The following is a 12,804-nucleotide window of genomic DNA, read 5'->3' on the forward strand; positions in this document are numbered from 1 at the left end:
TGGCCGAGGGGCTCTCGGCCCCTCCCCGGACGGCCTGGGCGAAGGGGCCGGCCCTCTCCCCCGGACGTCTCGGGGAAGGGGGCCGGCTCACGGGCGGGAGGGGCCGGGCTCAGTCGGTGACCTTCAGGGCGCCCGAGGCGGTCGCGTCCGCGCCCGTGCCGTCCGCCGGAGTGGCGGTCAGCTTCCAGGTGTACCGGCCGGTCGCCGCCGGGGCGCCCGACTCGGACGTGCCGTCCCAGGTGACCCGTATCGCGCTGAGGGCACCCTCGCCCGTCCAGGTGCGGACGACCTCGCCCGTCGCGCGGTGGGTGAGCGTCACCTGCCAGGACGCCGCGGGCTTGGAGAGCCACCACGCGGCGGCCCACTCGCCGGCCGTCGTCCGGGGGGCGGCGGTGCGGGCGACGCGCAGCGGGGAGACCGCGTGGTGCGGCGCGGTGACGTGGACGGTGTCGTCCGCGCCGACCCAGACGAGCTTGCCGGCGCCCCCGTCGAGGGTCCAGGTGGTGCCGCGTCCATCGCCGTCGGCGGGCTGCTTCAGGCCGGTGACGGTGCCGAGATCGGCCGTATCGCCGTCCGCGTTCAGGGCCGTGAGGCGCAGGTCGCCGGCCGCGTCGCGGTGGGCCAGGAAGCGGTCGCCCAGCAGGACACCGGACGCCGGGGCGGGGTAGGTGTGGCCGGTGGCCAGGTCCCGTACGCCCGCCGCGCCCTTGGAGGCACAGCTCCAGTACAGCAGGGTGCCGCTGTGCTGGAGTTCGTCGGGGACGCAGGCGGCGCCGATGTCGGTGCTCCCGCCGGCCTTGCCGGAGCGCAGGTTGATCACCTTCACCGTGCCGGGCTCTTTGAGAGCGGGCTTGAACAGTTGGTCCTGCTCCAGTGCGGCGGCCTGCGCCGGCTGCTCGCGGACGACGAGGTCGCGAGCGGTGTCCACGACGTACTGCCGGCCGCCCGCCTCGTACAGCACGAACTGCGGTGCCGCGTCGAGGATCCGGCCACCCGTGCCCGGCAGCGGGAAGGTGTCCGCCGGGTGCTCGGGGTCGTCACCGGTCACCAGCACGTCGGTGCCCGTCGCCGGGTCGGCGACCAGGCGGGCCAGCCCCTCGTCGGAGCCGTCGGCGAAGCGGCCCGCCTCCAGGCCCGGGAAGTCGGCGAGCGCCGCGCCGTCCGCCGGTTCGAGCCCTGTGCCGGTGTTCTTGCCGTGCAACGTCTCCGTGCCGGCGAGGGCGTTGACGTACCGCAGTCTCCCCCGGTCGAGGCTCAGGGCCTTGATCGAGCCGTCCGCCGTCTTGACGCGCGGGACCTGACGCAGCGGCAGGTCGAAGACGAGCCCCGAGCCGTCCACGCTGAAGTGGTGCACGGCACGCTTGCCGTCCGTGCCCTTGCCGAGTGCGACCAGCGAACCGGAGCCCTCGGCGCGCAGGAACGTCTGCTCGACGGCGGTCAGCAGCGTCCGCTCGGTCTCCGCCCCGGCGAAGGGCGTGAGGCGGAGCGGGCCGCCGTCGCCCTCGTACCAGAGCACGTTGTCGCCCACGACGAAGGAGGTGACCTCGCTGTCGGCGGACTGCGTGGCGAGCGGCACGACGCGCGGGGCGGCCGTGCTTCCCCGCGGCATGACCCGCACGCCCGGTTCGCCGCTGCGGGAGAACCAGCTCACGGTGTTCTGCGTGATGCGGAAGCTGCTCGCCTCGCCGGTCACGGGCAGCGGGACGACCTGGCCGTTGTACGCGGTGAGGACGCCGTATCCCGGGGTGCCGTCGGCGGTGCGGTAGCCGATGAGGAGCTGGTTGCTGTACGCGCCGAGCAGGACGGGCTCGGCGCCGGTGGTGGCTCCGGCGGGCAGCCGCACGACGGGGTCGTTGGCCGGGGCTCCGCCGCGCGCCACGCGCAACTGGTACGTGCCGTCGCCCTGGTCGACGGTGGCCAGCACCCAGCCTCCCGCGACGCGCGGGTTGAGGTAACCGGCCGGCACGCTGAGGGTGTTGGTGAAGGCGGGGTCCTCGATGCCGACCCGCACGACGTCCGTGCCGCCGTCCGCGCGCGGCCTGGTGTGGATGACGCGGTTGAACTCGTCGTGGGTGCGGACGATGGCGTCCTGCGGTACGCCGTCGAGGGCGGGGACGGGCTTGGTGGTGCGGTTGTACGTCGTGGTCCAGAGGTAGCCGCCGCCCTCGCGGTGCAGTACGCCCTGGCTGCCGGTCGCCAGGACGGTCTCGGTGCCCTCGCCGTAGGCGTCGGGGGCGGGTATGAGGATCTCGCTCGCTTCGGCCGCGTGAGCGGTGGCCGGCAGCACGGTTGCCAGTCCCGCGGCGAGGACGGCGGCGATGGCGGTACAGCGGGTGCGCCGGATTCGGCTGGTTCTGCGCAGGTGATGGGACACCTGACCCCCCTCTTGTTAACCAGTGACATTGCGGGTTGCGCTGTGAACTCGGTCAACCATACGCCGATGCACGTGAGTTGTGTGCGAAACGTGTGCGGAATGTGTCCCGGAGGCGTCACGACAGCCGCCTGTGATCCCGGCATCGCCGTCGATCCAGCCGCGTTCCCCGACGAACAGGCGCTTCGCAGCCGCCCCTATGGTGTCTTCGCTCACAGTGCGGAGCGGCGAGGTGACGACACGCGGCCGGCCTCCGTCTGAGAAGGCATGAACGACATGACTGATGAGGCCATCGTTCGCGCGGTGCGCGACATCGTGGCACTGGAAGCCTCGCGTGAGGCGCTGGCCGCGCGCGTCACGGCGCTGCGTACCGCCACGTCCGCCGAGGACGTGGCCGAGCGGGACCGGTACGGCGAGGCCATGGCCGAGGCGGACACCCGGCTGCTGCTGGAGTCGATCGAGGTGCTCGACCGGCTCGGCATGACCGCCGCGGCCATGGCCTGCTCGCACGTGGCCCGGGAAGAAGGCATCCTCCCTCCCGCCTGACCCGGCCTGACCATGGTGCGGGGGCCGGTACGCCCAGCCGGTACGCCCAGCCCCGTGTCGTGCCGTACGAGCCGCTACGCGGCCAGGGCGGCGGGTTCGCCGAGGCGGGCGGCCGCCGTCCGCCAGGCCTCCGTCACCGCCCCGTAGGCCTGCGCCGTACGCGCGGCGCTGTCGCCGGTCAGCGTGAGCGGCGTTCCGACGTGGACGTGCAGGCCGGGGCGGCGGACCGGTGCCGTCACCAGGCCGGCGAGCTGCTTGACCGCGCTGCCCGAGGTGACCCGGCGCGCTCCGGCCTGTCCGACCGGCACGACGGGCGCGCCGGTGCGCGCGGCGAGCCGGGCCAGCCCGCTTCGGAAGCTCTCGGGCGCGGCTTCGGCGGCGTCCCTTCGGAGCGGCAGGCCGCCTTCCGCGTAGATGAGGATCAGCCTGCCCGCGGCCAGGGCCTCGGCGGCGAGATCGAGTGCCTGCGCGGCACGCCGGTCCCCGCGGTACACGGGGACGTGGCCCTCGCGGGCCAGCGCGCGGCCGAGCAGGGGTACGCGCCACAGGCCGGCGGCCGCCAGGATGACCGGCCGGACGCCGAGCCGGCGCAGCGCGGCGAGCACGATGGCCGGGTCGGCGAGCGAGGTGTGGTTCGCGGCGACGATGCTGCCCGGCGCGATGTCGGCTCCGGCGTCAGCGGTCACCGTGAGGCGCCCGAAGGCGGGCACGAGGGCGTGGCTGAGGCGGCTGAGCATGTGGTTCTCCCGGTTCCGGCGACGAGATGATCCTCATCGTCGGCGGGCGGGAGGCGGTGGGCCTGAGCACGCGTACTCAGTTCCCAGCCACCTGGTACCCAGGGGCCGTGGCTCACCGGGCGGCGGCTGGGTTGACGTTGCCCCGGCGGGCGGCGGCTGGGTTCGCGTTGCCCCGGCGGGCGCCCGCCGGGGCGTCGGAAGCCACTACGCGTACGGGTTGGCGAAGTACCGCGAGGTGCGGCAGGTGTCGCTGCCGGCGTCGTCGACACAGACCACGACCCGTAGCCGGCGGATGGTCGTTCCGCCGTTGTCGATGTGCAGGTTGTGCCAGGGCACGTAGCCGGCCTGGCAGCCGGAGGTGTTACGGCGCTCCCGCGTCTTCCAGACGCGGCCGCCCTCGTCCACGTCGAAGCGGATGTACACGGCGTGCGAGTCGCACTTGTTGTCCTTGACGGACATGGAGATGTTGCCGACGTCGTCGCGGTCCTGCCAGGTGAACGTCGCGCTGCCGCACGCACCCGAGAAGCAGGCGTCCCCGCGGTCGGTGGCCGCGACGCGGGCCCCGTCCGCCGCCTGCGCGCTGGTCGGGAGGAACGTCAGTACGGTGGCCGCGGCGACCGGCGCGATCGCGTGCCTCAGGTGACGGCTGGTGAGACGCATACGGGTCACTCCTCGTTCATGGGATCGGGATCAACTGCTCCGGCGGGCGGGCCTCCCGGTGGGGGCCGCCGGTCATGCAGTTCAGCGGCCCGGGCGTTGATAAGCAGCCCTGTTTCGTGCCGCTGATCAATCCGGTGTCCGGCGGCTGCGTCGCCTTCACCACCGGTCGACCGGTCAGCGGGGCAGCCGATCGGCCGGTCAGCCGGTCAGCCGGTTGCGGGGCCTCACCGTCTTGTGGAGCCGTTGGCCGGGGGCGAACTGCGCGGCCGCAGAGGGAGGCAGGCGACGACGGCGCACGCTGCGGCGAGAGGCAGGCAAAGGGCCCATATCCACCACCGCTCCCCGCCCGCGGCCAGCCGAATGCCCGGGAAGTAACCGAAGAAGCAGATGCCCATCCACGCGGCGCACCGCAGTGACGCCCGGTGCGGGTCACGGACGGGCCGCATCAGGGAGACGAGCAGGAGGCCGACGCCTGCCCAGGCCAGGAGGACGGCCATGAGCAGGGCGGCGCCGGCATGGGGGCTCACCTCGCAGGTCTCGCCGCGTACGGTGAGCCGCATGAGCTTTCCGCGCCAGGTCACCATGTCGGCGTGCGAACCGCGCCGGGCCGCGTCGTAGCAGGGCGGGTAGCGGCCCTCGAGGTTGTACTGCTTCTCGCCACCCGAGGCCCAGCGGACACGGAGCCAGAACGTGCCGGTTCCCCGGTCCTTTTCGATGACCCGTCCGCTCGTACGGCCCAGGCAGCCGTGCGGTGACGCCTCCGCTCCCGGCTCGGCGCACGGGCGGGCCTGAGGGTAGTGGACGCGTTCCGCGTAGGGAGTGTGAGCCAGCGTCAGCCCCGCCCAGGCGAGGAGTGCGCCGGCGACGACCCCCGCCACCCGCCCGAGCACGTGCACCACAGCGCCCTCCCGCCCCTGGCCGCTTCGCCGCGCGCGTCGCCGGAGAGTCGGTACGGGCCCGGCGACGGCACGTGCCTCGGCAGCACAGCGTGACCGGGCAGCCGTCCGCGGCGCAAGGCCGCACGGTCCGGTGCGAGCCGGCGTCCCGCCCTGTTCCCGGTCTCCGATCCGCCAAGTTTTTCGCGGAGGGCGGCAACCTCTTGGCCCTTCGGACGTCGTGCGGGGGTGAAGGGCGTGATTCCGCGCCCCGCGCCCGAGTCGGGAGAACAACCTTGAACAATCTGAAGCAGGCAGTCATCACCGCCGCCGCCACCGGCGCGCTCGCCGCCGTCGCCGTGCCCGCCGTACCCGCCTGGGCGGCCGCCGGGGCGAGCGCGACGCCGTCGGCCGCGCCGACACCCGTCACCAGCAGCGCGCCGACCGCCACGCCCTCCACCGCGCCGACCCCCTCGCCCAGCGCGCCGCCGAGCTCCGGCCCCTCCGCCGCGCCCACCCCCTCCGTCAGCACTCCGCCCGCCCTGCCGAGCGCCGTCCCGTCCGCCGCGCCGGCCCCGGCGAACGGCAGCGCCCCCGGCACCGCGCCCCGGCCCAGTACCGCGCCCGAGCTCGCGCATACTGGTGGCTCCACCGCCACCAACGCCGCCATAGGGGCCGGCGCTGTCGGGCTCATCGGGCTCGGCGCCGGGACCATGTTCGTCGTGCGGCGGCGTGCCCTGCGCTGACGTGCTCGATCCAAGGAACCCTGTGCTGCACCACGCCCTGCCCCTCCGCCCCGCCGTGCCCGGTTTCTTCCCGGCGCGGCGCGGCGGCGGGCGGGGCGTGCGTGCGGCCCTCCGCGCGCTGCTGCTGCGCCGCGACCGGTCGGCCGCGCCGGTCGATCACCCGCTCGGCGACCACTCGTCGGTCGACCACTCGTCTGTCGACCACCGGTCGGTCGAGCACTCGTCGGCCGACCGTCCCTCGGGCGACCACGCGTCGGCCGTCGTCCGCCCGCTGCCCTCGGGCCCGTACGGAACCGGGAGTCCCCCGCCGCCCACGGTCACCGACCTCTACCACGCGCACCGCCTCGGCATGGTCCGCCTGGCGGTGCTCCTCGTCGATGACCTCGCCACCGCCGAGGACGTCGTCCAGGACGCCTTCACCGCCCTGTACCGGCGCCACGGCGAGTACATCAGCGAGGTGGACAACGCGCTGGGCTACCTGCGCACGGCGGTCGTCAACACCTCCCGTTCAGTGCTGCGGCGCCGGCGGACCGCCCGCGCCTGGACGCCGCCCGCCCCCGCTGACGTCCCCTCCGCCGAGGAGCGCGTCGTGCTGGACGAGGCACACCGCGAGGTGCTCGCCGCGCTGGGCAGGCTCACCGCTCGCCGCCGCCAGGTCCTGGTCCTGCGGTACTGGGCCGACCTCAGCGAGGCCGAGATCGCCGAGACCCTGGGGATCAGCCGCGGGGCGGTCAAGTCGAACGCCAGCCGTGCCCTGGACGCGCTGGAACGAATCCTGGAGGGACGGATATGACGGCCCACGGCGAACGCGAACGTCCCGTGGAGCGCCGGCTCCGGCAAGCGCTCGACGCCCGCGCGGAGTCGGTGACCGTGCGCCACCTGCGCCCGGCGGCACCGCCCCGCCCGGCCGCCCGGCCCCTGTGGTGGAGGCGTACCCCGGCGTACCGGGCCGCCCTCGCCGGTCTGACCGGCCTCGCCGCCGCGGCCCTGGCGAGCGCCGCCTACCTGGCCCTGTCCCCGGAAGCGGCCACCCCGCGCCCCGTTCCGCCGGCCGTCCAGCCCGGGACCGCGTCCCCGACACCCAGCGCGCCCCCGAACACGCCCCCGAGCCCGTCCCCCAGTACGCCCGCGAACCCCTCCCCCAGTACGCCGCCGAACCCGTCCCCCAGCACGCCGCCGAACCCGTCCCCGAGCACGCCGCCGAACCACCGGCCCAGCGACAGCCCGCCCACGGCCGTTTCCTCGGTGCCGACCACCACCCCCAGCCCAGGACCCGGCTGAGCGATGCCGCTGTGCCGCCCGCACCCGGACCGACTCGGTGGCATCGAGTGGGGCGAGGTCGCCGGACCCCGGGTACGGCCAGTTGGCTAACGTGATCCCATGGGCTTGGGGATCACGGTCATGGTGGTCGACTGGCAGCGCCTGGAGGCGATCCCGGTCGGCGAGCGGGCGGACCGGCTCTACGAGGAGTCGGATCAGGCGGAGGACCTCGACGCCGGCTGGTTCTGGCCTCTCGGTGGCGGCGCACCCTGGTGGGGCGTGTACGAGTTCCGGAACACGCTCGGTTCGTACAAACCCCATTTCTGGGCGGGTGAGGCATGGGACGACGCACGGGACCACGCCGAGCCGCAACTACGCGGTGCTCTCGACGCCTTCCTCATGGGTTTGGGTATCCGCTGGGATCCTGACGAGGACGACGAGGACGACGAGGACGGCGAGGACGACGAGGGCGACGAGGGTGGCGAGGGTGGTGAAAACCCCGAAGCCGGCTCCTGGCGGTCGAACCTGCTGCTCCACTGTCCTCCGGAGGACGCCTCCACCCTGGCCGGCCTATGGTCCCGGGCGGAGCCACGCCTGAATGGGCTGAGGGCTTCCTTCGACACCCACGCGGCGCGCGGTCCGGGGAGCTGGATCCCGGACCACGCTGCCTTCGCGTCGCTGCTGCGCGGCTGGGGCGAGGTCGTCGGAGAGGCGTACCGGCGCGGGTGGGGTGTCATCGGTCTCCGCTGCTGACGCGGATCTTCTCAGCGGAGGGCCCATCGCATCCGGTAGCGGAACGTGCCGGGGGCGGGGCCGGGCCGGCGCGGGCGTCCGCCGCCGGAGCCACCGCCCGCCTGCTGGGGGTTCACTTCCCCAGGCGTTCCAGTTCGTCCGCGCGGCGGTGGTCCTTGGGCCGCCCGATGGCTCGGCGCATGCCGACCAGGTCGTCGAGTGCGACGTACCGGATCGTGAAACCCGAAGGGTCGTGGGCGGTCACGGCGCGGGGCAGGCATGCGGTGACGTCCATGCCGCCCCAGGACAAGGCCGGTGTGCACAAGTCGCCTGCGGCGCCCGTCACCTGGTACCCGGCCTGTGGGCGGTCGAGGTCGGGCGGCTCGGTGCAGCCGGCGATGAGGAGGGCGTCGCGGAGGGCGCGCGCCTGGGCCGGGGTGCCGTCCCACAGGAGGTCGAGGTCACCGGTCAGCTCGGTCGAACCGTGCATGATTCCGGCGACCTGGCCGACGACCACGGCTTGCGAACCGGCCTCGTACAGCGCCCGGAGGAAGGGGAACGGGTCGAAACCGAGCGCTCCGTCGGTGGCGAAGGTGCCCACGAGGTCGTCCGCGTCATCCGGGCGCCGCCCTGTGGCGGCACGGTCGCGGGTGAGGTGTCCGGTCCGGGCAACGGCCTCTCGCAGTCGCAGGGCAGGCGTCTGACTCATACGCCCATCCAACACGGCACCACCCCTGCCTGCGACGGGAATTACCGTGACCGACGGTCGTGCCGTGAGCCGCGCCGGTCGGTCATTTCGCCTCCGCGCCCGTCGACCGACCGGAAGCCGACCGTCGTGTCACTTCCCGGCCGCGTCGACGAAAATCCGCGCCAGCTCGTGCGGCTGGGAGAACATCGGCCAGTGGCCGGTGTCCATCTCGACCAACTGCCAGGAGTCGCCGGTCAGCAGCGCAGCCACGTCGTCGCTCGGCTCGGCGCCGTCCAGCAGGCACTTGAGGTACGTGGCCGGAAGCTCGCCGAGCGGCCGGGTCAGCACCGCCGGTTCGGCCAGCGAGGCACCCGGGTGCGGCGTCGCGCCGCCGAGGAACCGTGCGATCTGATCCTCCGTCATCCCCTGGCCGACGAAGTCGGCAGCGGTCGGCAGGGCCCAGAAGCCGTTGTTCCCGGCAATGGAGGCTTCCAGTTTCGCCGGCCCCTCCCACCAGCGGGAGACGAACGACTCGCCGTCGGTCGGAACACAGGCGTCGACGAAGACCACCCGAGCCAGCCGCCCGCCGATGCGCTCGGCGGCCTGACCGACCGGGATACCCGAATAGCTGTGCCCGACCAGCACGACATCGCGCAGATCGAGGCGTTCCACTTCGCCGACGATGTCTTGGACGTGGGTCTGCTGCCCAGCAGGGACGCCGCGTCTTTCCCCGACGCCGGACAGAGTCAATGGGTAAGCGCCGTGGCCGGCAGCCCGCAGCTCCGGCACCACCTCGTCCCAGGCCCACGCCCCGAGCCACGAGCCTGCAACCAGTACGAAATTCACCATGGCCGCACGGTAGCGGAGGGATCTGACAACGGCTCCGCCGACGGAGGTGCGGACGCGGTGGCCGGTGGCGGGGTGGTGCCGGGGCACATTCCGCCCCACCCGGCCCGTCGAGGAGCGGCGCGTGCCGCCCGCGCAGGTGCCTGTCGAGGAACGCCCGCACGTACACCCGTACCGCGACGACGCAGCGGTGGCCGTCGAGGTCCTGCTGCGGAACGCCGAGCTGTTTCGTCCGTGCCGGGCAAGGTGGGGTGGGGTGCCGTGGCCTCAGTGGGAGGCGAGGCTTTCCCGGGCCGCCGCCATGAAGGCGGTCTTGTGCTCCTCCAGGTGCTCATTGACCTCGGTGTCGCCGATCTCGCGCCACACCGCCTGGTTGAGCGCGCGACCATACGCATGAACAGGGCCGTGCAGGGTCGTGTCGCAGAGCAGCACAAGATGCCGTTCGGCGACCCAGAGCCTGGTCATGGTGGCCGCGGCCGAGCCGCTCCAGTCGTTGTCATCGCCCCACGACTCAGGACGGCTGTACGCCGCCCGTTCGGCATCCTGGGCACACGCCATGAAGTCCTTGATCGCCTGCAATTGTTCGGCTCGCCGGGCCTCGGAGGTGGCCACCGCCTGCCGTCGCTCTTCTGTCCGCTCGGCGGACCGCTGGGTGGCGCGCTGGGAGAGCGCGGCCAGACCACCACCGAGCGCGACACCCGCGAGTGAAAAGACCGATGCCCACATTTGCAACTCCACGTCCCCGCCCCTCGTGACAAGTCCCTGCACATCAGTGCACATGATGGCCTCGACACTCCGCGCGTCTGGACGGCCAGGGCAATGCCACGTCACTGAAGGCGGGCCGACACCAACATCAAACTATGCAGGCGCGAATATTGCCATCCTCAGCCGCCTCGAAGGCTGAGAGAGCGCGAGTCGTCGCCAATTCTTCACAGGATCACTGATGAGGAGTCAAATTCGGCCCTGCGGAGCCGCATTGATGTAGCACGCTCCGGCCGCCGTGACCGACGCGGCAGGCCCGCCCACCCCCGTCCACGTTTGCGTTCCCAATGTTTGCTCTGCCATCATCCTCGCGCCTCATTGGCAATATCAGTCTCGGAGACAACTTTGTCGAAACGTCGAATACCGGTCATGCGCCGTGGACGGATGGTCGCCGTCGGTGCCGTCGCAGCGGGCGTCCTGGGTGCCCTCGTCGCCCCCGCCATGGGCAACGAGGGTGCCGGGGCCGACCCGGCGCTCATGACCGAAGCGGCCACGGGGGCCGAGCAGCCCACAGCTTCCTTCGCACCCGAGCCGTCACCGGGCATCGTCACCCGGGCGGCCTGGGCGGGGCCCGGGTCGGTGGCCAGACCCGCCGACTTCAGGCTCAAGTCGGGTGCCGGCCTTGCCAAGAAGGTCGCCAAGCTGGACGCCATGCTCCCCAAGCAGGGCGTCCAGAAGATCCTCAGGTACGCCAACCGTCCGCTGCTGACCGGCGGCGCTTGCCGAACGGACCCGTTCGGCAAGGGCGACAAGGGCAAGGATCCGCTGAAGCCGGCCAAGAAGTACTGCTTCAAGGACGATGACGCCAACAGCGTCGAGTGGATACCCCAGGCCGTGACCGGAGCGTCGGATGCCGCGAAGGACGAGAAGTGGGGCGCCAAGCGCCCGATCCTGATCGGCTCGTACGACGACGACAACACCGGCCGCACCAAGAAGGGGTGCAAGAAGAAGGCGTCGGACAAGTGCAATGAGAAGGGCGTCCGGATCACCTTCGTGGACCCGGCCACCAAGAAGTACCGCCACGCGCTGCTGGTCTGGCCCTATGTGAGCAAGAAGTCGAAGAAGATCACCTTCGACGCCATCCACGCGAACGACAGGAAGGGCCAGACGGGCATCCACATCGGCGGGATGGCCTGGTACAAGAACTACCTGTACGTCGCGGACACCTACAACGGCATCCGGGTCTTCGACATGCGCAAGATCATGGACCTCGATCCGGACAACAAGCCGAGCACCGACGACACCGTGGCCGGCGGCTACAAGACCAACATCAAGAACAAGAAGAAGATCGGCCGGCACGGCAAGACCTGGTACGGCTTCGGCTACCGCTATGTGATGCCGCAGGTCGCCACCTGGACCTTCCAGGCCAAGCAGCACAACAAGGCCACGGCCGGGAAGAAGAACAAGAAGAAGATCACCTACTGCGCCGCGACCGGCGCGCCCAAGGCCTCGTACCTGTCCATCGACCGGTCCGTCTCCCCGCACGAGCTCATCATGGGCGAGTACTGCCGCTCCACCCCGAGCCACCCCTCAACGGGCCGCCTCACCGGTTACGCTCTCGATCCGGGGACCGGCAGGCTCGCCTCCCGCGGCGGGGTCACCAGGACGCCGGCCTGGGGCTTCTACCTCCCCAAGGAGGGCATGCAGGGGGCCGCGCGTCACGACGGCCGGTACTACCTGAACCAGAGCAAGAAGTACGACAACGGAAGCATCGTCCGCGCCAAGCCCTTCCCCAAACGAGGACTCCTCCCGTACGGGAGCGATGTGCCCACGGCGGTCGGCCCCGAGGACCTGTACGTCGAGCACGGCCGGCGGACCGGTAACCCGGCCCTGCTCTGGTCCGTCTCCGAGCACCGCCCGGCCGACCACTCCACGAAGTGCGGTCAGCCCTCACCGTGCGGGCGCGTGATCTACGCGCACCGGATCAAGGACATCCGGGCCAGGCCCTGACCAACGCCGGCCGCGCACCGGCCGCCCCGGTTCGACCGAGAGCCGGGGCGGCCGTGCCGTCAGTAGTCTCGTTTCGCACACAATGGCCAGCCCGAGGGGATCCACGAGTGTCCGATCTGGACTTCTATGCTCACGTCGCCACCCGCTGCGACGTGCTCGGAGCCGGGATCGGCTCGTCCCCTGACCACTGGGAGGCCGTTCTGGGCCCGGATTATCTCGATGTTCCGAGTGGCGGTCTCGTACGGCGGGATTACGGGCTCGTGGAAGTGACGTTCTCGCCGACACCCGAGGGACTGTTGTCCTGTAGCGGTTTCGGTCTCCAGACGCACCGGCTGATCCACGACCTCTCTGCGAGCACCGTACCGACACGTCTGTCGAGGGAGTACGGGCGCTTCGAGCCGAGGGTCGGCTACGCGGAGCTGCGGGCCGTCATCCTGTCGCTGGGCCGCACCATCGCACCTGCCGATCAGTCAAGTGACGTACACCGCTACCGGGTACGGCAGTCCGGCGCGGACATCCACGTCATCGCGGACCCCGATCCGTACGGTAACGGTGACCATGACCCGGACGACACCAAGGTGCACCAGGTCGACGACGTGTGGTCCGTCCACGTGGCGCCTGGCCGCTGAAG

General features: G+C 72.0%; 14 protein-coding genes. 6 read left to right on the forward strand and 8 right to left on the reverse strand.

All coding sequences use genetic code 11. The features are described 5' to 3' along the window. Nucleotides 1-109: 109 nt before the first annotated feature. A complete protein-coding gene (locus tag ACZ46W_RS31040; protein ID WP_468344653.1) occupies nt 110-2,374 on the reverse strand; it encodes a FlgD immunoglobulin-like domain containing protein in 2,265 nt (754 codons plus the stop codon). Between the two features lie 273 nt (nt 2,375-2,647). On the opposite strand from ACZ46W_RS31040, the gene ACZ46W_RS31045 reads away from it, so the two are divergent. Then, entirely contained in the window at nt 2,648-2,917 is a 270-nt protein-coding gene (locus tag ACZ46W_RS31045) for a hypothetical protein (RefSeq protein WP_468344656.1), read from the forward strand. A 74-nt stretch (nt 2,918-2,991) separates the two neighbouring features. Here the strand turns inward: ACZ46W_RS31045 and ACZ46W_RS31050 are convergent, their stop codons facing one another. From ACZ46W_RS31050 to ACZ46W_RS31060, 3 genes are all read right to left on the reverse strand, one after another. Further along, complete coding sequence (locus tag ACZ46W_RS31050) at nt 2,992-3,654, reverse strand: lysophospholipid acyltransferase family protein (protein ID WP_468344659.1); 663 nt, start codon at nt 3,652-3,654, stop codon at nt 2,992-2,994. A gap of 204 nt (nt 3,655-3,858) precedes the next feature. Next, nucleotides 3,859-4,314 carry a hypothetical protein gene (locus ACZ46W_RS31055; RefSeq protein WP_468344662.1) on the reverse strand — a complete coding sequence of 152 codons (456 nt, stop codon included), beginning with the start codon at nt 4,312-4,314 and terminating at the stop codon, nt 3,859-3,861. Nucleotides 4,315-4,538: 224 nt separating this feature from the next. After that, the gene (locus ACZ46W_RS31060; protein ID WP_468344665.1) at nt 4,539-5,213 is read right to left on the reverse strand and encodes a hypothetical protein; all 675 of its coding nucleotides are present in this window, start codon (nt 5,211-5,213) and stop codon (nt 4,539-4,541) included. A 272-nt stretch (nt 5,214-5,485) separates the two neighbouring features. Between ACZ46W_RS31060 and ACZ46W_RS31065 the strand changes: the two genes are divergently transcribed. Together ACZ46W_RS31065 and ACZ46W_RS31070 are read left to right on the forward strand one after the other, a co-directional pair. Further along, nucleotides 5,486-5,935 carry an LPXTG cell wall anchor domain-containing protein gene (locus ACZ46W_RS31065; RefSeq protein WP_468344668.1) on the forward strand — a complete coding sequence of 150 codons (450 nt, stop codon included), beginning with the start codon at nt 5,486-5,488 and terminating at the stop codon, nt 5,933-5,935. Between the two features lie 22 nt (nt 5,936-5,957). Continuing rightward, nucleotides 5,958-6,728, forward strand: a complete 771-nt coding sequence (locus ACZ46W_RS31070; protein ID WP_468344671.1) for an RNA polymerase sigma factor — start codon at nt 5,958-5,960, stop codon at nt 6,726-6,728. Between the two features lie 208 nt (nt 6,729-6,936). Here ACZ46W_RS31070 and ACZ46W_RS31075 read toward each other — a convergent pair whose 3' ends face one another. Then, nucleotides 6,937-7,191, reverse strand: a complete 255-nt coding sequence (locus ACZ46W_RS31075; protein WP_468344674.1) for a hypothetical protein — start codon at nt 7,189-7,191, stop codon at nt 6,937-6,939. Between the two features lie 124 nt (nt 7,192-7,315). Here ACZ46W_RS31075 and ACZ46W_RS31080 point away from each other — a divergent pair, with 124 nt between their 5' ends. Then, entirely contained in the window at nt 7,316-7,948 is a 633-nt protein-coding gene (locus ACZ46W_RS31080) for a hypothetical protein (protein ID WP_468344676.1), read from the forward strand. A gap of 112 nt (nt 7,949-8,060) precedes the next feature. Here ACZ46W_RS31080 and ACZ46W_RS31085 read toward each other — a convergent pair whose 3' ends face one another. The 3 genes from ACZ46W_RS31085 to ACZ46W_RS31095 form a co-directional block, all read right to left on the reverse strand. Continuing rightward, nucleotides 8,061-8,636, reverse strand: coding sequence for a hypothetical protein (locus ACZ46W_RS31085; protein ID WP_468344679.1), 576 nt, complete (start codon nt 8,634-8,636; stop codon nt 8,061-8,063). Between the two features lie 129 nt (nt 8,637-8,765). Then, the gene (locus tag ACZ46W_RS31090; RefSeq protein WP_468344682.1) at nt 8,766-9,464 is read right to left on the reverse strand and encodes an alpha/beta fold hydrolase; all 699 of its coding nucleotides are present in this window, start codon (nt 9,462-9,464) and stop codon (nt 8,766-8,768) included. 264 nt (nt 9,465-9,728) lie between these two features. Then, entirely contained in the window at nt 9,729-10,199 is a 471-nt protein-coding gene (locus ACZ46W_RS31095; RefSeq protein WP_468344685.1) for a hypothetical protein, read from the reverse strand. A 393-nt stretch (nt 10,200-10,592) separates the two neighbouring features. On the opposite strand from ACZ46W_RS31095, the gene ACZ46W_RS31100 reads away from it, so the two are divergent. Then, complete coding sequence (locus tag ACZ46W_RS31100; RefSeq protein WP_468344688.1) at nt 10,593-12,173, forward strand: hypothetical protein; 1,581 nt, start codon at nt 10,593-10,595, stop codon at nt 12,171-12,173. A gap of 107 nt (nt 12,174-12,280) precedes the next feature. Next, nucleotides 12,281-12,802 carry a hypothetical protein gene (locus tag ACZ46W_RS31105; RefSeq protein WP_468344691.1) on the forward strand — a complete coding sequence of 174 codons (522 nt, stop codon included), beginning with the start codon at nt 12,281-12,283 and terminating at the stop codon, nt 12,800-12,802. The last annotated feature ends 2 nt before the right edge of the window (nt 12,803-12,804 follow it).

It is taken from the genome of Streptomyces sp. NPDC031064, from assembly GCF_055570965.1.

Excerpts from the sequence above, each read along its gene's own strand:
- ACZ46W_RS31045 (WP_468344656.1), top strand. The coding sequence starts at position 2,648 with ATGACTGATGAGGCCATCGTTCGCGCGGTGCGCGACATCGTGGCACTG.
- ACZ46W_RS31050 (WP_468344659.1), bottom strand. The coding sequence starts at position 3,654 with ATGCTCAGCCGCCTCAGCCACGCCCTCGTGCCCGCCTTCGGGCGCCTC.
- ACZ46W_RS31055 (WP_468344662.1), bottom strand. The coding sequence starts at position 4,314 with ATGCGTCTCACCAGCCGTCACCTGAGGCACGCGATCGCGCCGGTCGCC.
- ACZ46W_RS31080 (WP_468344676.1), top strand. The coding sequence starts at position 7,316 with ATGGGCTTGGGGATCACGGTCATGGTGGTCGACTGGCAGCGCCTGGAG.
- ACZ46W_RS31085 (WP_468344679.1), bottom strand. The coding sequence starts at position 8,636 with ATGAGTCAGACGCCTGCCCTGCGACTGCGAGAGGCCGTTGCCCGGACC.
- ACZ46W_RS31090 (WP_468344682.1), bottom strand. The coding sequence starts at position 9,464 with ATGGTGAATTTCGTACTGGTTGCAGGCTCGTGGCTCGGGGCGTGGGCC.
- ACZ46W_RS31100 (WP_468344688.1), top strand. The coding sequence starts at position 10,593 with ATGCGCCGTGGACGGATGGTCGCCGTCGGTGCCGTCGCAGCGGGCGTC.